Below are 26,846 nucleotides of genomic sequence, written 5' to 3'. Positions count from 1 at the left end.
CCACCCGTGAACGTACTGCTGCACCGGCTTCGGCAGTCCTTTGATAGCTCCCAACTCCTCTTCATGGGGTTTGTGCTACTGCTGCTAATCGGCGGCGCAGCCGCAGCCCTGGCGCAAATGCCAGCCTTGTTGCTGCCAGGACTGATGATAATGGTCTTATTAATAGCTTTTGTGGAATGGCGATGGTTATACTACCTATTATTTTTCCTGCTGCCATTTACTCAAGAAGTTACATTGTTGGGGGGGCTGAGCATGGATGTACCCTCCGAGCCACTTATGCTAGTCTTGACAGCTTGCGTAGGTGTGACCCTGGTGTTGCAGACCGGCCGTATACCCCGGCGTGAATGGCTGCATCCGTTGGTTGTAGTTATCAGTCTGATGCTACTTTGGACGGCTATAGACACCCTCTTTTCAGTTGATGCCGTTAAGTCATTAAAGTACTTATTAGCTAAATTTTGGTATATATTCCCCTTCTTGTTAGGCACCTTGCTCATTGTACAACGCCCCAGCAATACTTGGCGCTTTGCCACCGTGTATGCCACAGGTACCTGCCTGAGTGTTCTTTATGTTGCCAGTCGCCACGCTACCAAAGGCTTTAGCTTTGCAGATATTAATTGGGCGCTGCACCCCTTTTTCCGTAATCACGTCATCTACGCGACAATGCTCGCCTTGCTGACGCCGTTTGCCTTGTTATCCATGCAGGCCACCCAGAATGCTGGCGCTCGCTTCGTCTGGCGGATAGCACTGGGCATTTTATTATTCGGTCTGTACACGTCTTATACCCGGGCGTCCTATTTATCATTACCTATCGCTGGCGTGTTTTACGTGGTGATGCGCCTGCGCCTGACAAGGCTGTTACTGCTGACCATAGCTATTGGGACTACTATAACAGTAACTTATTTAGTAAGTGGCGACCGTTTCATGGAATATGCGCCAGATTATGAGCGCACTATTTTTAATGGTCAAAACTTCGAAAAGCATATCGAGGCCACTTACAAAATGCAGGATGTGTCGGGTATGGAGCGCGTGTACCGTTGGGTAGCTGCGGCCCACATGATTGCCGAAAAGCCTTTAGTAGGCAGTGGAGCAGCAACTTTTTATCCTGAATATAAGCGCTATACGATTAAGAGTTTTCGCACTTACGTGAGCGAAAACCCCGAAAAGTCGACTACCCACAATTATTTTCTGCTTCAACTAACCGAACAGGGCATTCCTGGCTTTGTGCTTTTTATCACGCTCATCACCACAGCCCTTCTCCAAGCCGAGAAGCTATATCATCGCTCCAATCATCACCCCGAAGTGCGGCGCATAATACTTGCGGCAGTGCTTTCTCTAGTGATAATTCTTTTTCACCTGACTTTGAACGAATTGGTAGAAGTGGATAAGATTGGACCGGTATTCTTTATCTGCTTGGCCTTACTCATTCGGTCAGAAAGCTGGCTGTCGGGAGATAATAAAGGTTAAGTTTTATTTAAACCGGCAGCTCAAAATTGTCACGTCATCGGCAAACTGCGCATTATGGGCGCTGAAGGCATTGATGCTACGGAGTAGCTCCTGATGCAGCTTAGGTAGCGGCAGGTAGCGGTTCTGTTGTAGCACGCTCAGCACGCCTTCTTCCCCAAACTCGTTGTTATTAGCGTCGAAAACTTCGGTGAGGCCATCGGTATAGAGCAAGAGCAAGGAATGAGGGGGAATCTCAACTTCGCCGACCCGCAGTAAGGGGAGTTCTTCCATAATGCCTAGCATGACGGTGCCATCCTTCAAAGTTTGGATGGAATTGTCGTCGGCTATCAGCAGGGGGTCGTTGTGGCCAGCATTCACGTAATGTAAGTGGCGGGTGCGGCGGTCATAGATACCAAGGAAGGCGGTAATAAACTTTTCGCCGCCGGAATTTCGGAATAGCAAGTGATTGAGTTCCGGAACGATAGTAGCAAGCTCGACACCTTGGCGTAAGAGCGTACGCAGCCCGGCCTGAAAATTTGACATCAGCAGCGAGGCGGGCACGCCCTTGCCACTTACGTCGGCTACGCACAGCAGCAGGCGGTCGGTATCGATTTCGACCACGTCGTAATAGTCGCCCCCGATTTCAGTATGGGGCACGTAGCTGCGTTCGATAGCCAAATGACTGTCGTTAGGCAGTTTGCGCGGAAAAAGCATGGCCTGTACCTCCTGTGCAATTTCAATTTCTTTGCGTACGGCGGCATCAGCTACGCGCTGGGCTTGCAGGCGGCGGTTTTCGACGGCTCCAATAAGAGTGTTAGCCAGCGAGCCGAGGAACGGAATGAGTTGCTGCCGGTCGAAATCGTTGCGCAGCCCACCCACGAATACATACGCAGCCACTCGCTTTTGGCGCAGAATTGGGATGACAAGCTCATAGCGGTCCCAGACAGGGCCTAGATTTAGGTCTTCTACGGCTTGAGGCTGGGTCACACCGCCTTGAATTAGGTGGTCGGAAAGCGTCAGCTTTTCAGCCTCTGCCAGGTCGCAACCCAAGGCAATACGCACTCGAAACCCTTCTTCCTCCCGAGCGAAGAGCAAGAGCTGCACCACGTTGCGCTGGCCTTGCAGGGTAAGGCGCAACATGTGGTAGAGCTCATCGACGGAGTGGTCGCGGGCCGTCATGTCATGCGCGACTCCCAGCACAGTATCTAACTCGAATTGCTTGAGCAGCAGCTGTCGCTTGAGCTGTTTTACTTGCTCATTATGTGCTGCTTGGCTGGCGGAAGGGTCAGCTAAAGACTCGGTAGAGGAAATAGAAGCGGCAGAGGCCATAAAGCCAAGGTAAGCAAGGGAAATGAAAAATGCATGCAGGGCACAAATTTAAGCCGCCACGGGGGTTTTAGGGTCGTAGGCGTCGCGCAGGCCATTACCGAGGAGGTTAAAGCTGAGTACCAGCAACGAAATGGCGGCCCCCGGCAGCAATGTGAGCCACAGCCCGGCCTCGGTGCCGAGTAAGTCGTAGCCTTCCTTCACCATCAGCCCCCAGCTGGGCGCTGGTGGCTGCACGCCCAACCCCAGAAAGCTCAGACCGGCCTCCAACAGAATGGCCGCTGCAAAGTTGCTCGTAGCCAGCACAATGAGCGGACCTCGCATATTGGGCAGCAAGTGTTGAGTAATAAGGCGCGGCGTCGGAATACCCAGCACCCGGCCGGCTTCCACAAAGGTGGCCGAACGCAGGCTGAGCATCTGGCCGCGCACCACCCGGGCCACGTCGACCCACATGGTGAGGCCCACTGCTACAAAGCTGACCCACACGCCTTTGCTATCCAGCGCCAGGGAAATGGCAATGACGAGCATAATGCCGGGAATACTCCACACGACGGTCATCAGACCTAGCAAAACGGAATCGACCCAGCCGCCAAAATAGCCCGCCACGGCCCCTATGGCCATGCCCAAGGCCAACGAAATAAGCACCGCCACCAGCCCAATGCCCAACGAAATACGGGTACCCAGCAGCAAACGACTCAGTTCGTCACGGCCGGCTTTGTCAGTACCCAACCAGTAAGTGCGACTGAGCAGGTGGTTTTGCTGCACGAGGCGCTGTAATTCGGCGCGGGGTCCGGCGTGGCCCACCACCTCGGCTAAGGCCAAGCGACGCATCCGGCCCGCTTCGGCCGAGTGGACACCCAAAGGCTTAAGGATAATAGAATCGCCTACGAATTGATAGCCGCCGATGGGCGTTTCCTGCGCCTCGGGCTCGCGACCGCGCAACCAGATAGTGAAGACATTATCGACGCCCTGACTATTGCGGGCTGAATCGGGCAGTGGCTGGCACAGCAGCAGCACGCGCAAATCGGGCCGTTCTTTTTGAATCTGAACGAAGCCGTGGTTCGCATTGGGCGAATTATCAGGCAACACCCAGTAACCCAGCAGCGCTACCAGCGTGCACAGCGCGATAAAGGTTAAGCCAGCAACAGCCGGCCCGTTTTGCCACAGGCGCTGGCGCACGTAGTAACCCGGGGGCCGGGCCACGGCAGTGGGCGCTATGATCGAAACTGCTGTCGCCAATGCTAGCGGGTGTTGTGCTGCAACAGCCCTTCCTTAGAAGCCAGGTAAGATGCGTCGCGGGCAATGGCTCCGAACGAGGTGGTTTCGTAGGCCAGTTCGGTATCTGGGTCGGGCCAATAGCTCCGAACGAGACCCTGTTCCAGCAAGGCGCGCAGCTGGTTTTCCAGTTCAGGCGCGGGAAGGCCGGTTTTTTGGAGTAATGTGCGAAAGGGGGTGACGAAGTACAACTCGTCGAGGAGGTCAAATTCGGGGTCAGTCACGGAGAAAAGGGGGCGCATGGAGGTCGTTGGGCAAATGTAAGCCCGCTCGGTGGCATTGGTTCTACAGAGCGGCCGTTGCCGTTGGCAGCTCTTCCTGAGAGTGAATGTAGGCAATGATGGAGGTAATTTCCTTATCGGAAAGCGCAAAGGAGGGCATCTGCTGCTTGTTGAACTTGTTGTAAATATTCACGGCGTATTCGTCGCCACTGGCTACCATTTTGCTGGAGTTCTTCACCCAAGGCAGTAGCCAGGAGACAGGCCGGCGCTTGGTGATGCCCGCCAGCGCCGGGCCCACCACTTGCTCGTTCACGGCGTGGCACTGCGCGCAATTGCCTTTAAACAAGGCATCACCAGCCGCAATTTCCGCAGCTTCTGACGCGGACAGTACTGGGCGGGGCAGCCCATTATTCACTAACACGACGGAATCTGTAGCCACGGGCGCTTCCTGTTCAGAACCAGCGTCATTGGCGGCAAAACCAACTAAGTTCCCCGCGCTAAGCAAGGTGAAAGCAAAGAGCACAGCTATTAAAGCCATGCCCACCGAAAGGGCGAAACCAACCGAACTGAAGCGCATGAGTAACCTGGGCTAAGGTGAAATATATATGCGGCAAATTTACCTTCCAAGCCTTGGGAATGGAATTTTATTCGCGCTTTTCCAGCTCCACACAGTTCCGCTTACCGCACCGCCCGGCCCTTCCACTGGTAGCCACCGCGCCAGCCGGCCAACCCCACCGCCAGCGCATACGGCGCGTACAATAGTTGCAGCGGCAGCAGCCCCCACAGCCACTGGCGCCGCCCAAAAAAACCCAGCACTGGATTCAACAACCAGGCATCAGCTCCCAGCTTGAGGGCCCACGCGGCGGCTACCCACGGCCACAGGGCGGGCCAGCGTAACCCCGCGCCTACCCCGACGGCCAGGGCGACGTTGGCACCCAGCACCAACAGGGCCAGGCGACGTGATGCAGCGCTTTGGTAGTGCCGCCACTTGCTAGCCCAGCGCACCCGCTGCCGCAGAAACGCCCGCAAGGTATCCGGCGCTGCCGTGCGCACAATGGCCGCGGCATCGGCCAGAAAATGTACCGAACCGGGGAAGGCGGCGTGAATTTTATGCAATAGGAATTCGTCGTCACCGCTGGCAACGTGAATATTATCGGCATAGCCACCGACGGTCGCAAAGGCTTCGCGCCGGTAGGCCAAGTTGGCGCCGTTGCACATGGTGGGGTGCTGGCGAGCAATGCACGCGCCTCCCACGCCAATAAGGCCCGCAAATTCCAGCCCAACCAGCCAATGCAGGAAAGTAGACGGCCCCGTAAGCAACACCGGGCCACTAATAAAGTTGGCCTGCGAAGCCCGCCGAATCAATGCCGCATAGGCTGCCAGCCAACCTGGCCCCAGGCGGCAGTCGGCATCGGTGCATACCAGCCAGGGGCCCCGAGCAGCTTGCAAGGCGGCGAACAGGGCTGCTTTTTTGCCGGTTTGAGAGGTTGACAACGAGACCAGGCGCAACGCAAAGCTGGTCTCTTGAACTGCGGCGGCTACCAGGGCAGCGGTGGCATCGGTAGAATGGTCGTCTGCGATGAGGACTTCAAACCGAGAAGCTAGCAGCGTTTGGGCAGTCAAATCTTGGAGCAGCTGGGGCAGGTTGGCTGCTTCGTTGCGGGCGGCGATGAGAACGGAGAAGAGCGGGACGGGTGGTGCAGGCACCTCACTCCCTAGTCCCCTCTCCTGCGGAGAGAGGGAATTAATCTCTAGCCCTGAGATAGAACCTTCTGACCGGATTAAACCGAAACTAGAATTAGAACTGCCCCCCCCCACTCCACGGAACAGGGGAGCTAGGGGGGTGAGGTTGCGCGAGGTTCTCCACCCGCCCCGCAGCCACGCCATGAGGCCTGCATAAAGTACGGGGAGGGCCAGCAAGCCGAATCCTATTGCCGTCATCATCGGCCGGCGCGCTTTTCGCGCAGCACTCGCAGGCCCGGCACCAGCAGCAACCCGGCCGCGCTGGGCAGGGCGATGTTGATAATCCAAAGGCTCAGGCTGGCGCTGAGTACCGGCAACGCGGGTTGCCCCAGCAGCCCAAACAGGTGCGTAGCCGACAGCTCCCGCACGCCCACATCGGCCAGTGCATTGAGCGAGGGCACCAGGGATTTCAACAAAAACGTGCCCGCTACGGCCGCCAGCCCCGGCCCGGGCGACGAGGCCACGCCGTAGGCCGTCAGCAGCAGCAGAAACTGCGCGCAGAATACGGCGTAGCGCAGCCCCGAAATAGCTAGTACGGCGTGCAGCGCCCGGGCCGGATAAGTAGGCATGATAGCCAGCGCCGGGCGGAACCGCCGCAACGGCCGCCACAGCCCCAGGGCCGCCAGCAGCAGCCGCGACCGGTACAAGGGCACCAACACCAGCCCGCTAATCAGCCCCGCCGATATCACTACGCCCAGCCCGGCGGCCGGGTAGCCTTTCAAATAAAATGTCAGCAAAAAGTAGAGCAGCCCTGCCACCCCGGCCAGCACGGTGGCCACCAGTTGGCAGTACCGGCCCAGGAACACGGCTCCCAGCGCACTCACCCGGCGGCTTTTCAGCTCAATGATGCGGCCGGCGTAATCGCCCACGCGGTTGGGCGTGGCAAAGCCCAGGGTGAGGCCCACTAGTACCGCCCGCAGGCTGCGCACAAACGTGACGGGCTCCAGGTGCCGAGCCAAACGATGCCATTTCCAGGCCTCCAGACTCCAATTGATGGGTACTAGGGCCAGGGCCAGCAGTACCGGCAGGCGCCCGGCTCCACGGAGCGTAGTAGTGAGTAGCGTGCGCCAGGCCGCAACGGTATCGGGTGCGGCGAAGATGGAATGGTAGAGCAGCCCCAGCGTGAGCAGCGTGACCAGAATCTTCCCCCAGAATACCGCCCGGCCCCATTTGGGCGGGCCAGGACCTTTTCCGGTGGCCGGGTCGGTTACAGACGAAGAAGCCGCCGGCGGGGTACTATTTACTACTGCCAACGGCCGGCCCGCGTCGTAGCTTTGTGAAGGACGCGGGCTTCCCGCTTCCCATTCCTCAGCTTCCTCTTGCCCGCTCCTCTTCGCCCCCGCCCCGCTCCCGCCATCGAGCTGCTGCCCAAGATTATCATGGGCGTCGACCCCGGCACCCAGATTATGGGCTACGCGCTCATTGAGGTGCGCGGCCAACGGGTGGACGTGCTGTGCTACGACGTGGTCAATATGAAGGCGCTGGGGTCGAATCACGCCGTAAAGCTAAAGCGGATTTTCGACCGCATGCTGGAACTCATCGACGAGTACTTGCCCGACGAACTGGCTATTGAGGCGCCGTTTTTTGGTGTTAACGTGCAGAGTATGCTCAAGCTGGGCCGGGCGCAGGGCGTGGCCATTGCCGCCGCCCTTTCGCGCCAGATTCCTTACGTGGAATACGCTCCCACCAAGGTGAAGCAGTCCGTCACCGGCTCGGGCACGGCCACCAAGGAGCAAGTGGCCCACATGCTACGCCAGACCCTGAAGCTGCCGCCCATTGCCGAAGCTTCTACCTTTCTGGATGCTACCGATGCCCTTGCCGTGGCCCTGTGCCACCACTACCAGAAGGGCAACGCAGCCGGGGCCAGCGGTGGCAAAAGCTGGGGGAAATTTCTGGCCGAAAACCCGGAGCGGCTGGCTAGTGGGGCAGCAGCCAAGAAAGGCGCGGGTAGCATAAAGGGGAAAAGCTTAACTAAGTGACGGCACTCAGTCGCCTAGCTCGGTGCCAGATAGTTAATCCGCAGCACGGCAGGCAGCGGGCGAACCAATGGGAATTTTGTTTGCCCGCTGTGCTAAGGGCGGATTGCTAAGCATTGATTTCACCTGTCGAATACGTCACAGCGTAGCCACTGATATCCACCCGGTCGTTATCGCGCAGCTGGCACCACAGGTCACCGCCACGAGGAGAAATCTGGCGGGCGCGCAGCTGATTCTTACCTAATTCGGCGGCCCAGAAAGGGATAAGTGTGCTGTGTGCCGAGCCGGTAACGGGGTCTTCGGGAACGCCTACGCGCGGGGCGAAAAAGCGGGATACGAAGTCAATGTCGCCCTGACCAGGCGCGGTGGCGATGACGCCCACGTAGTCGAGTGCGGCTACGGCGGCCGGGTCGGGGCGCAGGGCGGCTACGTCGGCTTCGGTGGCGAACACGGCCACCAGGTCGCGGGCGGCCAGCACGGCGTGGGGCACCGCGCCAAGAGCCTCGGCCAAGCCAGCGGGCGGCTCGGTTAGTAGTTGAGGCGGGCGAGAGGGGAAATCGAGGGTAAGGCGGCCGTTGCCTGCGCGGGTCACCCGTAGCGCACCGCTCTGACTGTGAAACGTGACGTGCTCAGCGGGGAAACCGAGGTGCGTAAATAGCACGTGGGCCGAAGCCAGAGTGGCGTGACCACACAGGTCAATTTCGACAGTGGGCGTGAACCAGCGAATATCGTATTCAGTCGAGGTGCCAGCGTGGGGCACGATAAAAGCCGTTTCGGCCAAGGCATTTTCGGCCGCGATTTGCTGCATCAGGCGGGCGGGCAGCCAGGTTTGCAGAGGGCACACACCGGCGGGGTTGCCCGCAAAAGGCGTTTGGGTGAAGGCGTCAACGTGGAAATAGCGTATCACGGATGTAGTCGAATTTGTTGGATTTAGCGGACTGTTTCTGGAGCAAGAATACGGAGTTGCTGCTTGATTGGAGCAATCAGACGAAGTACGCGAGGAGGTTAGCTGAAAATATTTTCCAAATAACTTTAGGAGGCACGCAACCGCCCAGCCTGGTCGCCGGTCAAGGCAACAATAAGGCGAGCACTGTACAACTTGCCTTACTAGCAATTTTTCTATGCCGCCACCTGCCGCCCCTGTCGACGAGGCCTTGCTGATGGCGTGTCGGCGCGGCGAAGCGGCGGCGCAGCACCGGCTCTACCAAAAACTCTCTTACCTTCTCATGGGCGTGTGCCTGCGCTACTGCCCCAGCCGGACAGAGGCGGAAGACGCGCTGCAAAACACCTTCGTGAAAATATTCACCCGCCTCGACCAGTACCGCGGGCAAGGACCATTTGAGGCCTGGGCCCGGCGCATTGCCGTTACGACCTCGCTGCATGCCGTGGAGCAGCACCGCCTGCGCCACCCCAGTTCCAGCACCGACCTACCGACGACAGAGCCCTCAGCCCTCGAACACCTGGCGGCCGACGACCTGCTGGCCCTGCTCGCCACGCTGCCGCCGGGCTACCGCAACGTGCTCAATCTGTATGCCGTGGAAGGCTACTCTCACCAGGAAATTGGCGAACTGCTGGGCATCGCCGAGGGCACTTCCAAATCGCAGCTGGCACGTGCCCGCCGACTACTTGAAACCCGCCTGACGGCCCAGCATCACCCGCAACTACCATGACCGACCGCGAACCCGACGACTTGTACGATGCCCTGCGCGACCGTCTGGCTGACTATGGCCAGGAGCCGCCCGCACCGTTGTGGGCCAGTATTCGGGCGCAGTTGCCGCCGCCAGTGGCTCAGCCGCAACTACGGCGCCGACGCGGGGGGCGTGTGGCTTTGCTGGGCCTGCTACTGCTCATCGTTAGTACTGCCAGCTGGCAGTGGTGGCAATTTGCGCACATGGTTGGCTCTAATGCAATCATTGCTACTAATTCAAATTCTGAGAACCAATCTCAACAATCACGCAGCGCTCTCCCATCCGAGCTTGCGTATGATTCCCACTCTGTGGCTGAGACTGGTAATAATTCTATAGCTGGCAGTTCTAATGCCGTTCCGGCTCAGGCTACTTCTCCTGCTGCCAGCAAAGAGAATTTATCGACAGCAGTCACCACTTCGACCCCAAACAACCAAGCAACCATTGGGAAGAGTACCGCGCCAAAAGTGGCTGAAACCATCGGCAAACCCTCAACGACAATTGTAGCCAGTGTCTCACCACGAGGCACCGCTCAGCAAGCTAGAGCTACGGTTGGAGAAAATACAGCAAGCGACTATGCCCGTAACCAGACTGCTCACGTGAGCCACGTCGGCATTAATACTGGAGTTGCTTTGGCAAAAAACAGGCCCGCTGCTTGGCCGGCGACTATTGCTGCTGATGCGGCTGTAAGCGGCCGTAACGCAGGCCTCGCTAAAAATAGCATTTCCTCTGGCCGCGGCCTCACGGCCAGTTCTTCAATTAACTACCCGCAAACCGCTGGGGCCATTGGAGTCAAACAGCAGCCGAACGAGAATGCCAACTTGGGCGGAGCCTCGGCAGCCATTCTGACCCCACCCGGTGGCTTACCTGTAACTACTGCTTCCTCGTCTGATTTGACCTTCGAATCAGGCTTGACGTGGGGCTTGCTTCGGTCTCGAAACGTGGTGCTTCGTCAACTGCCCTGGCCCAGCCCGGCGGTTCGGACTACAGCAGATACTTTCTCCCGGTTGGCTGTAATTGCGCCCCAGCGCTGGTCCGTGCAGGTGTTAGCCGGCCCGGCTCTAACCTACCGCCAGTTGGGCGCAGGCACGGTATCTCCAACTATAACTGCTCCTGCCCTGTATGGCACCGTTACGTCGGTAGCTAAGCAGGAACGGTCCACCATTGGGTTTGGGGCTCAACTGCAGGTGCAACGGGCATTGAATGGCCGTTGGGCCGTGAGCACCGGCCTGGGCTACCATGAGTATGCCACCAGCCTAAGCCTACGCGTTGTTCAACTGCCGGGAAACACTATGCCCACCGTCATTAATCAACCGATAATCACAAGCTCATTTAAGCTGCGCGACACGTACCGCTTTCTCACCGTTCCCATGCGGGTCAGATACCAGTTTGGAGGGGGTGGACCGCGCTTCCGCCTGGGCCTGCTAGCTGGGGCCGACGTGGCGCTGTACCTGGGCGGGGCCACCACCGAGGGCAGCCGCTGCGGCTGCGAAACCCAGTCTTGGGGCCGCACCGGCAGCCCTTACCACCCGCTCAGCCTGGCCGTGAGCCTGGGGGCTGACTTGCGGTATCGTCTCGCACCCCGTTGGGAGCTGCTGGCCCAGCCTACGGCCAGCTATTTCATTACTTCCCTGACCCGCCCGGCTTCCGGGTTCGCGCCGCGCTACCTGTTGGGCGGCAGCACGCTGCTGGGTGTTTCCTACGGGCTGCACTAGTGCTACTACCCTACCAACTCGCTGGGTCATCATCTTGCTCTTGGGCACCAACCAAATGGTTGCTGAATAACGGGGGTGTAAGGAAGCATCCGGTAAATGTAGACGAGCGCAGCGTCAAGTCCAGTACTGCACGGGGGCGTTGGGGAAGCGGCGCTGCCACTCGGCGTAGAACCATGCTTTCATGGCCTGCATTTGCTCAGGCTGGTACACGTATTTGAGGCCGCCAAACTTATTGCGCTTCACAGCGCGGCCCTCCTCGGCGAGGTCGAGGCTGGTGTTGGGGTACCATTGTAGGAGCACGTCTTTGGAGCCGGGCGTGAAGCGGTGCGTGATGAATTCCACGGTCAGGTCACAGTCGAAATCGAGGGCCAGTTGCAGGCGGTCGAGCAGCTCAGTGTAGTGACGCTGCCAGTCGGGAATGGGCATGATGGGCGCCAGCACTACGCCCACCGGGTAGCCCCCGCCCCCACTGCTCACGGGCAGCGCCAGCCGGCGCAGGGCCAGAATCCGGGCCTCGACCGACGCCGTGCCGCCCTCCAGGCGCCGGGCCACGGGCTCGGCATTGAGCGAGAACCGGGCGCGGGTGCGGCCCTGATGCGGCAGGCCCAGCAGCGGGCCAATGTGGTCGTACTTACTCACGAAGCGCAGTTGGGCGCCCTCGCGGGTGCTGAAATGCCGCACCGCTTCGGCCAGGCTGCCGGTGAGGTGCTCGATGCCCAGCACGTCGGTATAACAGCTGGCCTCGAAGCTGACGACGCGGCCGGGCTGCTCGTACGTGGCGGTGTTGGTCAGCAGTTGGGGCAGGTTGGCGAAGGCTTTGACTACGGGCGGGCCGCTGAGCGAGCCGGCCAGGTAGCAGTATTGGCAATGCGCGGGGCAGCCCTCGGCCAGGTTCAGCTGCCAGTCCGCGGAGGGTGGGGTGGGTTGCAGGCGCAAGGCCCCGGCGGGGGCTTTCACTACGGCCAGGGTGTTTTTGGCAGTGCGGTAGGTGGCGCGCACATCGTCGCCCTGCCGCAGGCCGGTGAGGCGGTTGCTTTTCAGCAGCTCTACTTCCAGGTTTTGGGCCGAGACACGGGCCAGCATTTGCTGGCCGAACTCCTCATCTAAGGCATCGGGCGTGAACACCACACGCTGGGGCAGCCATAGCTTGGCCGAATGAGTGCGCGGAGCGGCAGCCGGGGCCGGCTGGTCGGTGAGCAAGGTGTCGGAAAGCGAGACGAGGGAACCGGCAGTGAGCATAAAAACGGATTGGTGACAGATAATTTACCAACGTTTTTCGGCTGAAATTAAGTCCTTTAAAACGGCCTAAATACTCGGTTTCAGCCCTATTTATGCTATAAACACTGCTTTCTCTCTCAACTCCTTGCGTGGCTCCGATGCAGCGGATGCGGGCTATTTTTCGTACCCTTACCCGCTCCGCCTCCGTTTTGCCTCATGTTCTCTTTTGCCGATGCCCCACTCATTCTCACGCTCACGCTGGATGATGCGGCTCATGACTACTTCAACGCCCTGCGCCGCCAGCACTTTCCGCCCAAAATCAACTACCTGGCCGCGCACCTCACTCTGTTCCACCATTTGCCCGGCACCGAGCTAGCGGCCGTGTGTGAGCAGTTGCAGACCTGCTGCCAGACTCAATGCGAGCTGCCGCTGCGGGTAACGGGGCTGCGTTCCCTGGGCCGGGGGGTGGCTTTCACGCTGGAAAATGATGAGCTGCGGAACCTGCACCGCCAACTGCAAACTGCCTTCGCGCCCCACCTCAAGCCCCAGGACCAGCAAAAGTTGCAGCCCCACGTCACCATTCAAAACAAAGTGGACCCTGCCGTGGCCCACCAATTGTTAGGCCAACTGCAATCGGACTTTGGGCCGTTTGGGGCAGTGGGCACCGGACTACACCTGTGGGCCTACCGCAACGGCCCCTGGGAAAGCGTGGCAGAGTTTCCGTTCAAGCGGGGCGGCGTTCGGTAGCAGGGGCAGCTCGCTGAGATTGTGGATGCGGCCGCCCAATTGAGCCTACAAGTCCTTATGGAGCCAACTGGGTGGGGCCGCAGTTGCTTCTGCGACGAACTTAAGGAGCAAATCGGTCAGCATTTCCTGGGTGTCGATGGTGTCGGGCAGCAGGGCAGCCTGCTGTTCCGGCTCGAAGTAACTGGTGAGGCGGGCGAGGGCCGTGGACTGGACGTGGCTAAACTCCATGCTCCAATTGGGAAAAAGGCGCTGGGCCACTGGCGCATACCGCATGGTGGTCAGGTTGGTGTGGCGCGAGTCGTAGCTAATATGCTCGTAGAGCTGCGCCACAATGGCCGGCTCCCCCTCCAGCACCTGCAAAAACTGCTCGCCTGCGTAAAACAAAATACCTGTAACTGCATGACTATAATTATGAATTCGTGCCTGACTCACCAGCCGCCCCAGCTCCTCTTCACCTATGGCTCTGGTCGCGGTGCTGTGGTAAATAATTTGGTGAATCGACGCTTGCATAGACCTACAATTCTTCTGATAGTTACTCCCTGGCCTACTGCATAAACGCCAAAACGCCAAATGAGAGATAATAATACGTATTCGGGAACGATAAACTTACCAACGGCCTGCAACCCGTACTTTATCAGCCATATAAATACGTATTCTGGTACTGCCAGCAAAGCTTACCTAGCGCGGCCTTCCCACGTGGCCAAAGCCGTGCGCCACTCCTGGGTCACGTGGGCGCGCACGGTGCTATTGGGCTCGCGGCCGAGGGTGATGCTGGTGCCCCGCTCGCGGGCATAGGGGTCGGTAATGGCTGCGAAGCGGTGGTAGGTGGCAAAATGCGGGGCCCATTCGTCGTCGGGCTCGTCGTCGACAATGATGAGGGCCTGGCACTGAGCCAGCGATGGAAACCAGAATAAATAACTACCATTAAGGCTATTGGCCGGAGGTAGCGGGCGGTGGCGGTTGTAGTAGTTAATAGCGCTGGCCTGGCCGTAGTTGCCGCAAATAATGAGCGTGTGAGGCCGGATGGAAGCGGGCAGGCTTTGGTAGGCTGCCCAGGTTTTGTCGGCCAACTCGCGCCAACCCAGCATGTCGGCATAGTCCTGAGGCAAGGCGTGGTCACGGCCGTCTTCCCAGCGGTACGCGCCCAGGGAAACGTAGCGGGGCCGCAGGGCAGCCATGGTGGCCGGGCTGTGCACGGGAAACATCAGCGGGAGGAAGGCGGCCAGAAATAACAGTGGCACCGCCACCAGCGCGGGCCGCAGCACGACTGGCCCCCACGAACCCCAGCGCTGCTCAAACCTGGCTAGGCGGGTTTCCCACCATACGGAGCCGAAGGCAAAGAGCACCGGGTAATAGCCTAGGGCATAGTAGCTTTTGCCGTGCAGGGCCGCCAGCACGGCCACGCCCAGCACCGAAACCAACCCCACGACGCGGTAGGGCCGAAAGGCCCGGCCCACCAGCAGCGCCAGCAGCCCCGGCCCCCACACCCAGAGCGCGGGCAGGCACATCAGCAGCTGGTCTTTCACGAAATCAGTCTCTTCGACGTGCACGAGCTGACTTTCACCCAGCAGTGCCATATGGTGCAAAAACGGGATGCCGTGCCGAAGCTGCCACCCCACATTGGGCAGCCACAGCAGCAGCGCCAGCCCTACCGCGCCCCAGCAGTGGTGGCGGAGCAGCAGCCGGCGAGCGGGCGTCAGGACCAGCGCTCCGGCCAGGGCGGCGATAAAAAAGAGCGTGGTGTATTTGTTCAGCAACCCCAGGCCCAGTCCGAGCCCCAGTAAGTAGAGGTAGCGCGGCCGCTCTTTTTGCAGATAACACACCAGCCAATACAGGCAGAATACAAAACCGAACACCTCGAACGAGTTGGGCTGAAATAGGGTATTGAGCCGGGCAAAGGCGCTACCCAGGTAGCAGGTACAGGCTAGGCTCATAGCAAACCAGCCACCGCCAAGCCGGTGCGCCAGCCGCCCCAACAGGTACACGGTGGCGGCGCCCCACAGAAATGGCCAGAACCGCACCCAGCCCTCGCCCCCACCCAGTACTAGCGTGACCCAACCCTGCGCCGCGATGAGCGGCGGCACTTCCAGGTAGCCCCAGGCCAAGTGCCGGCCCTGGTCGAGGTAGAGGTATTCGTCGCGCTGCAAGTCGTAAGCCTGGCTGATGAGCAGGTAGCCCGACACAAACTTTAGCAGGGCGAAGGCGAGCGGCAAGAGGCGTTTCATGCGGGACAAGATAGCACCAATGGTCATGGTATAGCCCTATTTTATAATTCATTTTTAGTATAGCCCCGATGAGGCAGACTCCAAAAACAATCGGCTTGTTTTGAGCTAATCAGCAGCTTAACTTTACCGTTGTATCATTTTCACTGCTTCTGGTCAACTCGCTACTCTTCGATGATTATCTACGGAACCAATGGTGCGCACGTGCACACCACCCCGCTGCCTGGAGTAGCTTGCCCACGTTGCAGCGCACCCGAAGGCATTCAGCTGAGCGTATTCAGCCGCTACGCCCACATCTACTGGATTCCGCTGTTTCCCTACAGCAAGCCCACGGTGGCACAGTGCGGCCATTGCCAACAGGTCTGGGATGAAAAAGCCATGCCCAAGGAAGTGCGCAGCTCGTCGCAAGCACTGAAAAAGCAAACCCGGGCCCCGTTCTGGCATTGGACCGGCATTGGGCTGTTTGTCGCGGCTCTTGGCTGGGGCGCAGCGGTCAGCAGTCAGGACGCTCGCGCCAACGCGGCCTTTCTGGCCGCGCCCCGGGCCGGTGACATCTACACGGTGCGCTCGACGGAGGATACCAAGAATTATTCTTTGCTGAAGGTGGTCAGCGCCAAAGGCAATACCGTGGAGCTGGTGGCCAACGAGTATCAAATCAACAACAGCCACCCTCTTAGCGACCTGAACAGCCCCGAAAAATACAGCAGGAAGCCTTTTTCGCTGACTCAGTTCGAGCTGCAAATTATGCAGAACAAGGGCGAGATTACCGATGTGGACCGGCTGGGGAACTGACCCCGCCCGAACGCCAACGCTTCTTGCAACTCGCTCTCATACTTCCAGCAGTTGGCGCACGAAAATGTTATAGGTGGCTCCAAGGGGAAGATTATACTCGGTGTGTAAACCGAAACCGCGCCGCATTACTTGGGTCGGTTCTTTTTCACCGGATTGAAGCCTTCGTGCGGCTCTTCCCGCCAGTACATCCCTATTCCACGCCTGTGCCCGTAACCTGCATATGAAACACTGGACCAACTGCCGCTGAGCTTGGCCAAAGCAGCGACTGACAGCAGTAGAACAGCTGCTATAAGGTTTCGGGCAGCTTCACCAGCTTCAGGTAGTCGCTCAGGCCGGCGGGCTTCTGAAAGACGTGAATGAACAGGATGTGCTCCTCGCCGTGGCTGCGCCAGGTTTCGGCATAAAAGCCTTCTATGGCGTACAGAGTCAGGTCAAAGCTGTCTTCCTGGCGCTCGGCCAGGCGGTGGCCGTACCGGGCGAGGTGCTCGGCTTGGTGGCGCTGGTGCAGGGCTTTGAAGGCAGTAATCGTCATGGTGGGTAGTGGCGCGCAGCCTTAGCTGCGTGTGACGGGTGTGGCGGGTTCTGACGTTAGGTTGGTTCTAATGCCTGATACTCGCTGTGCTCGTTACACGCAGCTAAGGCTGCGCGCTACTACAAAGTTCATGCTTGTGCCTAGCACTCGCACTACCGGCCCCGTCTTGGATTGGGGTTAATTGGGGAGTAGATACCCTACGTAGAGCTGGAATGCCTGATTACGGGGGCTGTAGGTGCCAGCAGGCAGGTTGTTCGCGTCGCGGTACTCAACGGTGTAGACTTTGGAAATGCCGCCGTTATAGCGCAGTCCCAGGTTTAGGCCGCTTTCGAGCTGATAGCCCAGGCCGGCTGCGTAGCCGGCTTCCACTTTCTTACTGCCCGTGTTGGTTTCGCTAACCAAAAGGCCGAGCTGCGGACCAGCCTCCAGGAAGAAACCTTGGGTGCTCAGTTTCAGCAGAACGGGGACGTCAATGTAGTTGAGGGTTTCTTTAACCGTCGCGCCCAGCAGGTCGTATTGTTGGCCTTTCATGGAGAAAAGCACTTCGGGCTGTATCGCAAGCCGGTCGTTGACGCTCACATTGGCGACGGCGCCGCCGTGAAACCCTGGTTTCAGGTCGCTGCTGCCGGTCAGGGGGGTACCTGACCCAGTGAAGCGGGTGAGGCTGCCGCCGGCTTTGAACCCGTAGCGCACACTTTGGGCGTGAACTCCCGTGCCGAGGGAGCAAATGATCAGCAGTAACGACAACTCGTTTTTCATGACTTTCAGTAATGATGTAGAAGTGGAAATGGTGGCGCAGTAACGCGTAGAAAGGCCCCGAAGTATATCCCGTGGGCCTTAAAGTTGAGCGAAATAGCGCAACGGCCCCGGCAGCGGCAATGCGCCCACTCGGCCGCCGGTAGCCGGGTGGGTTTGCAAACTTTGAGCGGAGCCGCCCTACTTTGCGCTCATGAATTCTTTTCGCTTTCCTCACCCACTGGTGCTACTGGTGGGTTTTATTATCCTGGCGGCGGCGCTGAGCTACGTGCTGCCCGCCGGCCGCTTCGACCGCAAGCAAGACCCCGTGGCCCAGCGCGAAGTAGTGGTGGCCGGCTCCTACCACCGCGTGCCGGCCACGCCGGTGGGGCCGCTCGACATGGTGGTGGATATTCCAAAGGGCCTGGCCGATGCGGCGGGTGTGGTGTTTCTCATCTTCCTGGCCGGGGGGGCTTTTACGGTGGTGGACCAGACTGGCGCCTTGCGCCACGGCGTGGACTGGCTGCTGGTGCGCACTCAGGGCCGCGAAGTGCTGGTGATTCCGCTCATTGGGGTGCTGTTTGCAACCATGGGAGCCCTTGAGAACATGGGCGAAGAGATTATTGCTTTGGTGCCGGTGCTACTGGTGCTGATGCGACGATTGGGATTTCCGCCCCTCACGGCCGTGGCGGCTAGTGCGGGGTCAGCTTTCGTGGGGGCCTCTTTCAGCCCCATCAATCCGTTTCAGGTGGGCATTGCGCAGAAGCTGGCCCAACTGCCGCTGCTCTCGGGTGGCGGCTACCGGATGGCATTTCTGGTGCCGGCGCTGGCGTTTTGGCTGTGGGGCACCATCCGCCACGCGCAGCGCAACCGCGTGGCCATCGCCGTGACGGAGGAGGAATTGACAGCCGACGCGACGGGCTCGGGGCGGCACGGCCTGGTGCTGCTGCTCATGCTGGCGGCGTTCAGCTTTTTTGCCTACGGCGTGGTGCAGCAGGGCTGGGGATTCGAGGAAATGGGGGCGCTGTTTTTCGCGTTGGGCGTGGGGGCGGGCCTGTTGGGGGGCCGGGGCCTCACCGGCACGGCCGATGGCTTCGTGCTGGGCTTTCGGGACATGGCGTTTTCGGCGATGCTCATTGGCTTTGCACGGGCCATTTTTGTGGTATTGGAACAGGGTAACATCGTGGATACCATTGTGCAGGGGCTGGCCACGCCCCTGGCGCACCTGCCCGTAGCCTTTGCCGCGCTGGGCATGATGGCCGTGCAAACGGCACTACATGTGCCCGTACCCAGCGGCAGCGGCCAGGCTACCCTCACCATGCCGCTGCTCACGCCCCTGTCGGACCTCATCGGGCTTTCCCGGCAGGTGATGGTGCTGGCCTTTCAGTACGGCGCCGGGCTTTGCGAGCTGATAACTCCCACCAACGGCACGCTCATGGCCATGCTGGCCGCGACCGGCGTGCGCTTCGAGCAGTGGCTGAAGTTTGTGTGGCCGCTGTATCTGGGGCTGCTCTCGCTGGGCATCGTGGGCGTGGTGGTGGGCATTGTCACGGGCCTGAAGTGAGAAGCGCCGGGGGTGAAGGGCAATTATAGCTTCTTCAGTGCCTGCTTCTAGCCCCTCCCGCCTACCAAAACTAGGTGCATAGACGCGGGAAATATGCTTGGCTCACACTTTTGTCTCCTGATACGAGCCGACATCCATCTTTCTCCGGTAGATATCCTAATGACCATAAAAGATATCCTACTGGAGTCCGCAGATATCCTACTTCCCATGAAAGATATCCTACTTACCTGGTCCGACACGGCACTGACTCCGGCAGATATCCTACTGGAGCCAGCAGATATGCTATTGGCGGCAACCGATTCGGCACTGGGGGTTGATGGAGCCGGGCTAATCGGCTCGCAGCTCGATGGCCTGGAAGATGCGTGGCAGCTTGCGTTTGCGCTCCACAATCTGAAAGGAGGCGGTGTCGGTGGTTTCATCCCAGAACACGTCGGAGACGTGGCCGAAGTGGCGGTACTGGCCCGGTGAGGGGGTTACTTCCTCTACGGCATCGCCGAAACTGAATTTGGGCTTGTGGTAAATTTCCTTGAATAGCTCCGGGCGCACCAGAAACTGTTGCTCGTCGTAACGCAGGGTCAGCCACTCGCCTTCTTCGTCTTCGCCAATCTTCTCGAATAGCTTGCCCACGGGCTCCAACAGTTCGAAGGAGCGGCGGTTGGCGGGGTGAATGTAGCGGAAGCCGTAGTCGGGCGACCAGCCGTAGAGACCAAAAATGACGGGTTTGGGACGGGGCATAAACAGGCAAAAAGCGGGGCAAAGATTACCTGAAAAACCGCAAATAGTGGTTCAAAGTTGCCTCACCCCCTGATCCCCTCTCCGGTGGAGAGGGGGCACCGGTTCGGCACGGAATTGAATTGTTAGGCTCCCCCTCTCCACCGGAGAGGGGGCAGGGGGTGAGGCGCAACCACGGAACGACTTCGCCCTGACACTGAAGCGAGCTACCCAGACTGGGCGTATTTTCTTGTGAGGCAGGCGTAAAGCGACCTGGGCCGGACCGGCTTAGCCAAATTTCGGGCAATTCCGTATTGTCGAGTCACCTACTGCTCAGTACCGGCCGCATTTTCGGCTGCCTGGGCAGCGGATAGCTCATTCTTTCATGTCTAATAGTATTGCTCTCAAGCGCGTGCCGCGCGCCAAATCTGCTTCTAAAGCTTCTTCCACAGCAGTCCCGGTAGTGTCTGGGGTCCACTTGCAGCCCGGCATGGGCGCGGTGCCGCACGCTGCCGGCACCACCTTCCGGGTGTGGGCGCCCAATGCCGAGGCGGTGGCCGTCATCGGCACTTTTAATAAATGGGCGGCCGGGAAAAACCCGCTGCAACCGGAAACCGGCGGCTACTGGGCCATCGACGTGCCCGAGGCCAAACCCGGCGATGAGTACAAGTTTCACATCACCCACCAAGGGCGGGAATTCGACCGCAACGACCCCTACGCCCGGCAGGTGACGAACTCGGCGGGGGCATCGGTGGTGCACGACCCGGCATTTGACTGGGGCGACGACAATTTTCACATGCCGGCCTGGAACGAGCTGGTGATTTACGAGCTGCACGTGGGCACCTTCAACGCGCCCGATGCCGACAGCGTGGGCACCTTCCTGAGCGTGGCCGAAAAGCTGCCCTATCTGCGCGATTTGGGCATCAACTGCATCGAGCTGCTGCCGGCGACGGAGTTTCCGGGCAGCCGTTCGTGGGGATATAACCCCTCGAACCCGTTTGCCCTCGAAAGCGACTACGGCGGGCCAGTGGCCTTTAAGGAGCTGGTGCGGCAGGCCCACCAACACGGCATCGCGGTGGTGCTGGATGTGGTGTACAACCACTTCGGCCCCGGCGACCTCGACCTCTGGCAGTTTGATGGCTGGAGCGAGAACGACGGCGGCGGCATCTATTTTTACAACGACTGGCGCGCCAAAACGCCCTGGGGCGACAACCGCCCCGACTACGGCCGCCCGGAAGTGCGCCAGTACATCCGCGACAATGCCCTGATGTGGCTTCAGGAATACCGCGTGGATGGGCTGCGGGCCGATGCCATTGCCTTCATCCGCAACGTGCACGGCGAGGAGGACCCCGGCGCGGAGCTGCCCGACGGCTGGAGCCTGATGCGCTGGATTAACGAGGAAATCGACCAGACCATGCCCTGGAAAATCACCATCGCGGAGGACATGCGCGGCAACGCCCGCATCACCGACACGGTGGCCAACGGCGGCCAGGGCTTCGACTCGCAGTGGGACAGCTCGTTTGTGTACCCCATCCGCGAGGTGCTGACGACGCCCGAAGATGCCGACCGCAACATGCACGCCGTGGCTGGCGCCCTGACCGAAGGCTACAATGATGACGCTTTCCGCCGCGTCATCTACACCGAAAGCCACGACGAGGTGGCCAACGGCAAGAGCCGCGTGGCCGAGGAAATCATGCCCGGTGGGGCCGACCACTATTTTTCGAAAAAGCGCACTACGCTGGGCGCGGCGCTGGTGCTCACGGCCCCCGGTATCCCGATGCTGTTTCAGGGCCAGGAGTTTCTGGCCGACGGGGCCTTCAACGACACCGAGCCGCTGGAGTGGGCGCACGCCGACCAGCGCGGCGGCCTGGTGCACCTCTACCGCGACCTGATTGCGCTGCGCCGCAATGCCCGCGGCCACACCCGGGGCCTGAGCGGGCAGCATACCCACGTGTTTCACGTGAATGATACCGACAAGCTGGTGGCCTTCGCCCGCTGGGCCGACGGCGCGGGGGGCCCCGGCGACACGACGCTGGTACTGGCCAACTTCGCTCACCGCACCCACGAGGCCTACACCATCGGCTTGCCCGGCCCCGGCCGCTGGCTGGTGCGTTTCAACAGCGACTGGAAGGGCTACGACGGCGAGTTCTCCGACTTTGAGAGCTTCGCCATCGACGCCCAGCCCGGTCCCTACGACGGCTACGACTGGCACGGCAGCATTGGCCTGGCCCCGTACGCCGTGCTGGTTTTGTCACAGGAATAACCTCACCCCCCGATCCCCTCTCCAAAAAAGAGGGGGTCGGGGGGTGAGGTTCTCCATTGAACGATATCATGTAATGAAAAGGCCCGCCATATGGCGGGCCTTTTCATTACACAGGACGCATCAGGCTTACTCAGCCTTGGCGTTGATGTAATTTATAGCCAGTTCGTTGAGCTTGGTGTCGGTAGACTGCTCTTCTTCCAGGGTTGTGCGCAGCAGGTCGGCGGCTTCGGTGTGGCCGAGGCGCTCGGCGAAGTGGGCGGCCGTGCCGTAGCCCGAAATTTCGTAGTGCTCAATGCGCTGGGCGGCGGCAATCAGGGCGGCGTCCATCACCTCTTCGGTGGCGCGTTCCGACATGGTTTCCTGGCCTTCGGCGATGAGGCCGGCCATGGCTTTACAGGTGTGCCCGTCGAGGTCAAGGTCGAGCGCTTCACCGATGCGGTCGAGGCGCTCAATCTGCTTTTCAGTTTCGTGCAGGTGCTTTTCGAAGCTCCGGCGCAGGCGACCATCTTTGGCTCGTTCGGCCATCATGGGCAGCGCCTTCACGAGTTGGGTTTCGGCGCTGTACAAGTCTTTGAGCTGCATTTCGAACAGGTCATCGAGGGTTTCCAATTTGTCGAACATAACGGTAAGAATAAGGAAAGGAATTAGAGGAAAATCAACTGGCCATTATGACCAGAGCTTGTGCTTACGCCCCCTTCCCTACTGCGTTAAGGCCGAGCTTACCCCTATGGAGCCAGGTATTCGTAGGGAAGCGTCGTGGCTAAAATGCGGTTCTGATTCTAAAAATGAATGTTTTAGCTAGTTATTCGGTAGAAATCATATGGCTCACTCGCATAAATCACCCAAGATAAAGTCAGTAATTTCCGCAGTCATTTTCCGTAAAAATTCGGAACTATGGTAAGTGGTCGGGCCCCTGCGATAGGGCAGCTTGCTTGTGGTTACTCCGGGCGTTTTGGTGGCAAGCCCGTACTATTACCATAAACTGCTAATTTCTCATTTCTCCCGACCTATGGTTTCCCCATCTTCCCTCAATCGTCCGGCGTCCGAACTACAAAACGCGGCTTTCATCATTGCCGGGGTGTTTTTGGCAGCATTTGGCTTGAAAGGGTTCTTGCTTTCCAGCCACTTTATTGATGGTGGGGTGACGGGGGTATCCATGCTACTGGCGGCGCTGTTCAAGCTGCCCTTGGCGGCGCTTATTCTGATGATTAACCTGCCATTCGTAGCCTTGGGCTACCGGCAGATGGGCCGACGGTTTGCCGTGCGTAGCGCCCTAGGCATCGGCGGGCTGGCATTGGTGCTGGCCGTCGTGCCCTTTCCCGACGTAACGCCCGACCTGCTCCTGACGGCCATCTTCGGCGGAGTATTCATCGGGGCAGGTATTGGGCTGGCCATGCGCGGCGGAGCCGTACTCGATGGCACCGAAATCGCAGCCCTGCTCGCCAGCCGTCACCTGATGCTGTTTAAAGTCAGCGACATTATTCTGATTCTAAACCTCATCATTTTTGGTGGTGCTGTGTTCGTCCTCGGCACCGAGCCAGCGCTTTACTCCATGCTCACTTACTTCGCCGCTGCCCGCGTGATGGAGTTTGTGCTCAACGGCATCGAGCAGTACACGGGCGTCACCATCGTGTCGGAACACAGCGAGGCCATCCGCCTGGCCATCACCGAAGGCCTGGGGCGCGGCGTCACGCTCTACCAGGGCAAGGCGGGCTTCGGCAAGCGCGGCGACCACCTCCTGGCGCGCGACATCATCTTCACGGTCGTCACCCGTCTGGAGCTGCCGCAGCTGCGGGCCGAAGTCCAGCGCCTCGACCCGCAGGCGTTTATCGTGCAATATGGCATCGACGACGCGCAGGGCGGCATCATCAAGAAGCGGCCGTTGCACTAGCTTTTCAGCTAACAGGTATCATTATAATTAATAGCTGTTCTATCGGACCTTATCTGGCCCAATTGAACGGCTATTAATTGTTCAATGATACCTGATTAGATGGGTCAGGTTATGCGTTCGTTTGGTCGTATTGCTCTTGCGCCAGAGTAGGCCAGTTGCCTTCGAACACAAAGTCGGCCAGCGACTTGCGGGCGCGGGGTGCGGTTTCTTTCTCGCGCAGGGCATCGGGCAGGTTGTTGGGGTCGCCGGGGTAGCCGAGGGTGAACACGGCCACTGGCTCATAGCCGGCCGGGATGCGGAAAGCGGCGCGGAGGCTATCCGGCGAGAAGCCCGCCATCTGGTGTATTTGCAGGCCCAGCTCGGTGGCTTGAATGGCCAGGGTAGCGGTGGCCTGGCCGACATCGTGCCGGGCCCAGGCGTTGGGGTTGTCGTCGTGCGAGAAGCTCAGCTTGGCAATGCTCACGGCCAGCACGGGCGCGTCTTTGGCCCATACCTGGTTGTATTCGCCCAGGCTGGCCAGGATTTTATCATACGCCTCGGCGCTGCTGGTACGGTTGCCCACGAGGTAGCGCCAGGGCTGCTCACCGAAGCAGGACGCGGCCGACGAGGCGGCGGCAAATACCTGGTTCAGCTGGTCGGTAGGAATGGGCTGGGAGGAATACGCGCGTGGGCTGCGGCGCTGGGTCAGAACCGGTAGGATGGGCGTTTCGAGGGCGAGAATGTTGGTGGTATCAGCCATAGAAGGCAAATTAAAAGGTGAGGTACGATGCGCGTAACAACTCCCGCCACACGAAGTTTTAACGCTTGCCTCCTCTCGCATTTCCCAGCCATCAATCGAAAAATATTGTTTGCCGTGGCATCTAAACCCCAACCGGCTTACCTTTCGCCGCGTTCATTTACGAGTCCTTCCGTTTCCCATCCCCTTATGCAGCCTACCCCCCACGCCCCCGATACCCTGTTTCCCGACGCCTTGCTGGTGGAGGTAGCCTGGGAAGTTTGTAATCAAGTGGGCGGCATCTACACTGTTATTCGCTCGAAGGTTCCGGCCACCATGCCGGCCTGGGGCGACCGGTATTGCCTGCTGGGCCCCTACTTTCCCAACCAAGCCCAGGGCGAGTTCGAACCCTTCGAAGAGCTGGCCGTGCACACGGCCCCTGACCCCTTTGCGGCCGCCGTCCGCACCATGCGCGCCGAGGGCTACGACGTACAGCTCGGCACCTGGCTCGTGACGGGGCGCCCCCGCGTGGTGCTCATCAACCCGTTTCAGGCCTACGACCGGCTGGGCCATCTCAAAGGAGAACTTTGGGAGCGCCACGGCATTCCGTCGCCCGACAACGATGACCTCCTGCATCAGGTCATCGCCTTCGGGCATTTGGCTACTATCTTCTTCCAGCACGTGGCGGCCCAGGTGCCACCCCAACAGCGCCTGCTGGGCCACTTCCACGAGTGGATGACCGGCGTGGCCATCCCGGAGCTACGCCGACTGCAAGTGCCCGCGCACTTGCTCTTCACCACCCACGCCACCCTGCTCGGCCGCTACCTGGCCATGAACGACGCCGATTTCTACGACCACCTCATGTGGGTGAACTGGGAGGCGGAAGCCAAGAAATTTAACATCGAACCCGCCGTGCGCATGGAGCGCGCCGCCGCGCACGGCAGCCACGTGTTCACTACCGTGAGCGAACTAACCGTACGCGAGTGCATCTATTTACTGGATAGAATTCCGGACGCCGTGCTGCCCAACGGCCTCAACATCGAGCGGTTCGTGGCCCTGCACGAGTTTCAGGTGATGCACCAGAAGTACAAGGCCCAGATTCACGAATTCGTGATGGCGCACTTCTTCCAGTCCTACGCTTTCGACCTGGATAAGACACTGTACCTCTTTACTTCGGGGCGCTACGAATACCACAACAAGGGCTTTGATTTAACCCTGGAAGCCCTGGCCCGCCTCAACTACCGGCTCCAGCAGAGTGGCCTGGAAGGCCAGGTGGTGATGTTCTTCATCACCAAGCGGCCGTTCACGAGCATCAATCCGCAAGTGCTGGAGCGCCGTGCCATGCTCGATGAGGTGCACGAAACCTGCCGCGCCATCGAGCGCCAAGTCGGCGAGCGGCTGTTCTACGCCGCCGCCGCCAGCCAAGACCATCGGCTGCCCGAGCTGGGTTCGATGGTGGACGACTACTGGAAGCTGCGCTACCGCCGCACCCTGCAAAGCTGGAAAACCAACGCCCTGCCGCCCGTCATCACCCACAACCTGGTGAATGACCAAGACGATGAAATACTGAACTTCATGCGCCGGGCCCAGTTGCTTAACCACAAGCACGACCGGGTGAAAATGGTGTATCATCCTGATTTCGTATCGCCCGCCTCACCCCTGCTGGGCATGGAGTACGGGCAGTTCGTGCGCGGCTGCCACATGGGCGTGTTTCCTTCCTACTACGAGCCCTGGGGCTACACGCCGCTCGAATGCGTGGCCCGCGGCGTACCCGCCATCACCTCCGACTTGTCGGGCTTTGGCGACTACGTGCTCCAAACCATTCCCGACCCCGAGCAAAAAGGCATTTTTGTAGTGCGTCGCCAGGAAAAATCCTTCGACGAATCGGCCGAGGAGCTGACGGACATGCTCTGGCAGTTCGTGCAGCTCAGTCGCCGCGAGCGGATCATGCAGCGCAACGCCGTGGAAAGCTCCTCCGAGCTATTCGACTGGAAAAACCTGCGCGTGCACTACGACCGGGCATACACCCTGGCCTTGGAGCGGAAGTGAGGAACTGGCGTGAGTTTAGCGGA

General features: G+C 59.6%; 25 protein-coding genes. 10 read left to right on the top strand and 15 right to left on the bottom strand.

Features of this window, described 5'->3' with window-relative positions:
• Nucleotides 1–6: 6 nt before the first annotated feature.
• Entirely contained in the window at nucleotides 7–1,464 is a 1,458-nt protein-coding gene (locus WX88_RS20275) for an O-antigen ligase family protein (RefSeq protein ID WP_156176304.1), read from the top strand.
• A 3-nt stretch (nucleotides 1,465–1,467) separates the two neighbouring features.
• Here WX88_RS20275 and WX88_RS20270 read toward each other — a convergent pair whose 3' ends face one another.
• The 6 genes from WX88_RS20270 to WX88_RS20245 all read right to left on the bottom strand — a co-directional run bounded on the left by WX88_RS20270 (nucleotide 1,468) and on the right by WX88_RS20245 (nucleotide 7,261).
• Entirely contained in the window at nucleotides 1,468–2,772 is a 1,305-nt protein-coding gene (locus WX88_RS20270) for a PP2C family protein-serine/threonine phosphatase (RefSeq protein ID WP_082116176.1), read from the bottom strand.
• Nucleotides 2,773–2,820: 48 nt separating this feature from the next.
• The gene (locus WX88_RS20265; protein ID WP_046246236.1) at nucleotides 2,821–3,972 is read right to left on the bottom strand and encodes an ABC transporter permease; all 1,152 of its coding nucleotides are present in this window, start codon (nucleotides 3,970–3,972) and stop codon (nucleotides 2,821–2,823) included.
• 38 nt (nucleotides 3,973–4,010) lie between these two features.
• Complete coding sequence (locus WX88_RS20260) at nucleotides 4,011–4,286, bottom strand: hypothetical protein (protein ID WP_052732897.1); 276 nt, start codon at nucleotides 4,284–4,286, stop codon at nucleotides 4,011–4,013.
• Between the two features lie 43 nt (nucleotides 4,287–4,329).
• Nucleotides 4,330–4,842, bottom strand: a complete 513-nt coding sequence (locus WX88_RS20255; RefSeq protein ID WP_046246235.1) for a c-type cytochrome — start codon at nucleotides 4,840–4,842, stop codon at nucleotides 4,330–4,332.
• Between the two features lie 101 nt (nucleotides 4,843–4,943).
• Nucleotides 4,944–5,972 carry a glycosyltransferase gene (locus tag WX88_RS20250; protein WP_052732896.1) on the bottom strand — a complete coding sequence of 343 codons (1,029 nt, stop codon included), beginning with the start codon at nucleotides 5,970–5,972 and terminating at the stop codon, nucleotides 4,944–4,946.
• Between the two features lie 233 nt (nucleotides 5,973–6,205).
• A complete protein-coding gene (locus WX88_RS20245) occupies nucleotides 6,206–7,261 on the bottom strand; it encodes a lysylphosphatidylglycerol synthase transmembrane domain-containing protein (RefSeq protein WP_052732895.1) in 1,056 nt (351 codons plus the stop codon).
• 126 nt (nucleotides 7,262–7,387) lie between these two features.
• Here WX88_RS20245 and ruvC point away from each other — a divergent pair, with 126 nt between their 5' ends.
• Nucleotides 7,388–7,987, top strand: coding sequence for a crossover junction endodeoxyribonuclease RuvC (ruvC, locus tag WX88_RS20240; RefSeq protein ID WP_046246267.1), 600 nt, complete (start codon nucleotides 7,388–7,390; stop codon nucleotides 7,985–7,987).
• A 106-nt stretch (nucleotides 7,988–8,093) separates the two neighbouring features.
• Here the strand turns inward: ruvC and WX88_RS20235 are convergent, their stop codons facing one another.
• A complete protein-coding gene (locus WX88_RS20235; protein WP_046246234.1) occupies nucleotides 8,094–8,891 on the bottom strand; it encodes a PhzF family phenazine biosynthesis protein in 798 nt (265 codons plus the stop codon).
• A 214-nt stretch (nucleotides 8,892–9,105) separates the two neighbouring features.
• Here WX88_RS20235 and WX88_RS20230 point away from each other — a divergent pair, with 214 nt between their 5' ends.
• Nucleotides 9,106–9,654 (top strand): RNA polymerase sigma factor, encoded by a 549-nt coding sequence (locus WX88_RS20230; RefSeq protein WP_046246233.1) that lies wholly within the window; start codon nucleotides 9,106–9,108, stop codon nucleotides 9,652–9,654.
• On the top strand, nucleotides 9,651–11,384 hold the full coding sequence (locus WX88_RS20225; RefSeq protein WP_046246232.1) for an outer membrane beta-barrel protein: 1,734 nt from the start codon (nucleotides 9,651–9,653) through the stop codon (nucleotides 11,382–11,384). The genes WX88_RS20230 and WX88_RS20225 overlap by 4 nt, the downstream gene beginning before the upstream one ends.
• Nucleotides 11,385–11,498: 114 nt before the next feature.
• Here WX88_RS20225 and WX88_RS20220 read toward each other — a convergent pair whose 3' ends face one another.
• Nucleotides 11,499–12,623: a spore photoproduct lyase family protein gene (locus WX88_RS20220; RefSeq protein ID WP_231590755.1), complete on the bottom strand. Its 1,125-nt coding sequence runs from the start codon at nucleotides 12,621–12,623 to the stop codon at nucleotides 11,499–11,501.
• Nucleotides 12,624–12,818: 195 nt separating this feature from the next.
• Here WX88_RS20220 and WX88_RS20215 point away from each other — a divergent pair, with 195 nt between their 5' ends.
• On the top strand, nucleotides 12,819–13,349 hold the full coding sequence (locus tag WX88_RS20215) for a 2'-5' RNA ligase family protein (protein ID WP_046246231.1): 531 nt from the start codon (nucleotides 12,819–12,821) through the stop codon (nucleotides 13,347–13,349).
• 45 nt (nucleotides 13,350–13,394) lie between these two features.
• On the opposite strand, the gene WX88_RS20210 is transcribed toward WX88_RS20215, so the two are convergent.
• Both WX88_RS20210 and WX88_RS20205 read right to left on the bottom strand, forming a co-directional pair.
• Nucleotides 13,395–13,859, bottom strand: coding sequence for a BLUF domain-containing protein (locus WX88_RS20210; protein WP_072053058.1), 465 nt, complete (start codon nucleotides 13,857–13,859; stop codon nucleotides 13,395–13,397).
• 164 nt (nucleotides 13,860–14,023) lie between these two features.
• Nucleotides 14,024–15,574: a glycosyltransferase family 39 protein gene (locus WX88_RS20205; protein ID WP_046246265.1), complete on the bottom strand. Its 1,551-nt coding sequence runs from the start codon at nucleotides 15,572–15,574 to the stop codon at nucleotides 14,024–14,026.
• 171 nt (nucleotides 15,575–15,745) lie between these two features.
• On the opposite strand from WX88_RS20205, the gene WX88_RS20200 reads away from it, so the two are divergent.
• Nucleotides 15,746–16,363: a hypothetical protein gene (locus tag WX88_RS20200; RefSeq protein WP_046246229.1), complete on the top strand. Its 618-nt coding sequence runs from the start codon at nucleotides 15,746–15,748 to the stop codon at nucleotides 16,361–16,363.
• Between the two features lie 286 nt (nucleotides 16,364–16,649).
• Here WX88_RS20200 and WX88_RS20195 read toward each other — a convergent pair whose 3' ends face one another.
• Together WX88_RS20195 and WX88_RS20190 are read right to left on the bottom strand one after the other, a co-directional pair.
• A complete protein-coding gene (locus WX88_RS20195) occupies nucleotides 16,650–16,895 on the bottom strand; it encodes a hypothetical protein (RefSeq protein ID WP_046246228.1) in 246 nt (81 codons plus the stop codon).
• 177 nt (nucleotides 16,896–17,072) lie between these two features.
• Nucleotides 17,073–17,654 carry a porin family protein gene (locus tag WX88_RS20190; RefSeq protein WP_046246227.1) on the bottom strand — a complete coding sequence of 194 codons (582 nt, stop codon included), beginning with the start codon at nucleotides 17,652–17,654 and terminating at the stop codon, nucleotides 17,073–17,075.
• Between the two features lie 190 nt (nucleotides 17,655–17,844).
• Here WX88_RS20190 and WX88_RS20185 point away from each other — a divergent pair, with 190 nt between their 5' ends.
• Nucleotides 17,845–19,194, top strand: coding sequence for a YfcC family protein (locus WX88_RS20185; protein ID WP_046246226.1), 1,350 nt, complete (start codon nucleotides 17,845–17,847; stop codon nucleotides 19,192–19,194).
• A gap of 327 nt (nucleotides 19,195–19,521) precedes the next feature.
• Here WX88_RS20185 and WX88_RS20180 read toward each other — a convergent pair whose 3' ends face one another.
• A complete protein-coding gene (locus tag WX88_RS20180; protein ID WP_046246225.1) occupies nucleotides 19,522–19,929 on the bottom strand; it encodes a DUF6960 family protein in 408 nt (135 codons plus the stop codon).
• A 361-nt stretch (nucleotides 19,930–20,290) separates the two neighbouring features.
• On the opposite strand from WX88_RS20180, the gene WX88_RS20175 reads away from it, so the two are divergent.
• Complete coding sequence (locus WX88_RS20175; protein WP_231590754.1) at nucleotides 20,291–22,168, top strand: alpha-amylase family glycosyl hydrolase; 1,878 nt, start codon at nucleotides 20,291–20,293, stop codon at nucleotides 22,166–22,168.
• Nucleotides 22,169–22,294: 126 nt separating this feature from the next.
• Here the strand turns inward: WX88_RS20175 and WX88_RS20170 are convergent, their stop codons facing one another.
• Nucleotides 22,295–22,789: a YciE/YciF ferroxidase family protein gene (locus tag WX88_RS20170; RefSeq protein WP_046246224.1), complete on the bottom strand. Its 495-nt coding sequence runs from the start codon at nucleotides 22,787–22,789 to the stop codon at nucleotides 22,295–22,297.
• A gap of 388 nt (nucleotides 22,790–23,177) precedes the next feature.
• Between WX88_RS20170 and WX88_RS20165 the strand changes: the two genes are divergently transcribed.
• On the top strand, nucleotides 23,178–24,059 hold the full coding sequence (locus WX88_RS20165; RefSeq protein WP_046246223.1) for a YitT family protein: 882 nt from the start codon (nucleotides 23,178–23,180) through the stop codon (nucleotides 24,057–24,059).
• A 109-nt stretch (nucleotides 24,060–24,168) separates the two neighbouring features.
• On the opposite strand, the gene WX88_RS20160 is transcribed toward WX88_RS20165, so the two are convergent.
• Nucleotides 24,169–24,798, bottom strand: a complete 630-nt coding sequence (locus tag WX88_RS20160; RefSeq protein WP_046246222.1) for a nitroreductase family protein — start codon at nucleotides 24,796–24,798, stop codon at nucleotides 24,169–24,171.
• A gap of 186 nt (nucleotides 24,799–24,984) precedes the next feature.
• Between WX88_RS20160 and WX88_RS20155 the strand changes: the two genes are divergently transcribed.
• Nucleotides 24,985–26,823 carry a glycosyltransferase gene (locus WX88_RS20155; RefSeq protein WP_046246221.1) on the top strand — a complete coding sequence of 613 codons (1,839 nt, stop codon included), beginning with the start codon at nucleotides 24,985–24,987 and terminating at the stop codon, nucleotides 26,821–26,823.
• Nucleotides 26,824–26,846 lie beyond the last annotated feature (23 nt).

Source organism: Hymenobacter terrenus (assembly GCF_000972495.1).
Lineage (GTDB): Bacteria > Bacteroidota > Bacteroidia > Cytophagales > Hymenobacteraceae > Hymenobacter > Hymenobacter terrenus.
Note: the sequence above shows the minus strand (reverse complement) of the source record. Positions and strands in the feature narration are given on the sequence as shown.

Excerpts from the sequence above, each read along its gene's own strand:
- WX88_RS20270 (WP_082116176.1), bottom strand. The coding sequence starts at position 2,772 with ATGGCCTCTGCCGCTTCTATTTCCTCTACCGAGTCTTTAGCTGACCCT.
- WX88_RS20260 (WP_052732897.1), bottom strand. The coding sequence starts at position 4,286 with ATGCGCCCCCTTTTCTCCGTGACTGACCCCGAATTTGACCTCCTCGAC.
- WX88_RS20255 (WP_046246235.1), bottom strand. The coding sequence starts at position 4,842 with ATGCGCTTCAGTTCGGTTGGTTTCGCCCTTTCGGTGGGCATGGCTTTA.
- ruvC (WP_046246267.1), top strand. The coding sequence starts at position 7,388 with ATGGGCGTCGACCCCGGCACCCAGATTATGGGCTACGCGCTCATTGAG.
- WX88_RS20230 (WP_046246233.1), top strand. The coding sequence starts at position 9,106 with ATGCCGCCACCTGCCGCCCCTGTCGACGAGGCCTTGCTGATGGCGTGT.
- WX88_RS20225 (WP_046246232.1), top strand. The coding sequence starts at position 9,651 with ATGACCGACCGCGAACCCGACGACTTGTACGATGCCCTGCGCGACCGT.
- WX88_RS20220 (WP_231590755.1), bottom strand. The coding sequence starts at position 12,623 with ATGCTCACTGCCGGTTCCCTCGTCTCGCTTTCCGACACCTTGCTCACC.
- WX88_RS20215 (WP_046246231.1), top strand. The coding sequence starts at position 12,819 with ATGTTCTCTTTTGCCGATGCCCCACTCATTCTCACGCTCACGCTGGAT.
- WX88_RS20210 (WP_072053058.1), bottom strand. The coding sequence starts at position 13,859 with ATGCAAGCGTCGATTCACCAAATTATTTACCACAGCACCGCGACCAGA.
- WX88_RS20205 (WP_046246265.1), bottom strand. The coding sequence starts at position 15,574 with ATGAAACGCCTCTTGCCGCTCGCCTTCGCCCTGCTAAAGTTTGTGTCG.
- WX88_RS20200 (WP_046246229.1), top strand. The coding sequence starts at position 15,746 with ATGATTATCTACGGAACCAATGGTGCGCACGTGCACACCACCCCGCTG.
- WX88_RS20195 (WP_046246228.1), bottom strand. The coding sequence starts at position 16,895 with ATGACGATTACTGCCTTCAAAGCCCTGCACCAGCGCCACCAAGCCGAG.
- WX88_RS20190 (WP_046246227.1), bottom strand. The coding sequence starts at position 17,654 with ATGAAAAACGAGTTGTCGTTACTGCTGATCATTTGCTCCCTCGGCACG.
- WX88_RS20185 (WP_046246226.1), top strand. The coding sequence starts at position 17,845 with ATGAATTCTTTTCGCTTTCCTCACCCACTGGTGCTACTGGTGGGTTTT.
- WX88_RS20180 (WP_046246225.1), bottom strand. The coding sequence starts at position 19,929 with ATGCCCCGTCCCAAACCCGTCATTTTTGGTCTCTACGGCTGGTCGCCC.
- WX88_RS20175 (WP_231590754.1), top strand. The coding sequence starts at position 20,291 with ATGTCTAATAGTATTGCTCTCAAGCGCGTGCCGCGCGCCAAATCTGCT.
- WX88_RS20170 (WP_046246224.1), bottom strand. The coding sequence starts at position 22,789 with ATGTTCGACAAATTGGAAACCCTCGATGACCTGTTCGAAATGCAGCTC.
- WX88_RS20165 (WP_046246223.1), top strand. The coding sequence starts at position 23,178 with ATGGTTTCCCCATCTTCCCTCAATCGTCCGGCGTCCGAACTACAAAAC.
- WX88_RS20160 (WP_046246222.1), bottom strand. The coding sequence starts at position 24,798 with ATGGCTGATACCACCAACATTCTCGCCCTCGAAACGCCCATCCTACCG.
- WX88_RS20155 (WP_046246221.1), top strand. The coding sequence starts at position 24,985 with ATGCAGCCTACCCCCCACGCCCCCGATACCCTGTTTCCCGACGCCTTG.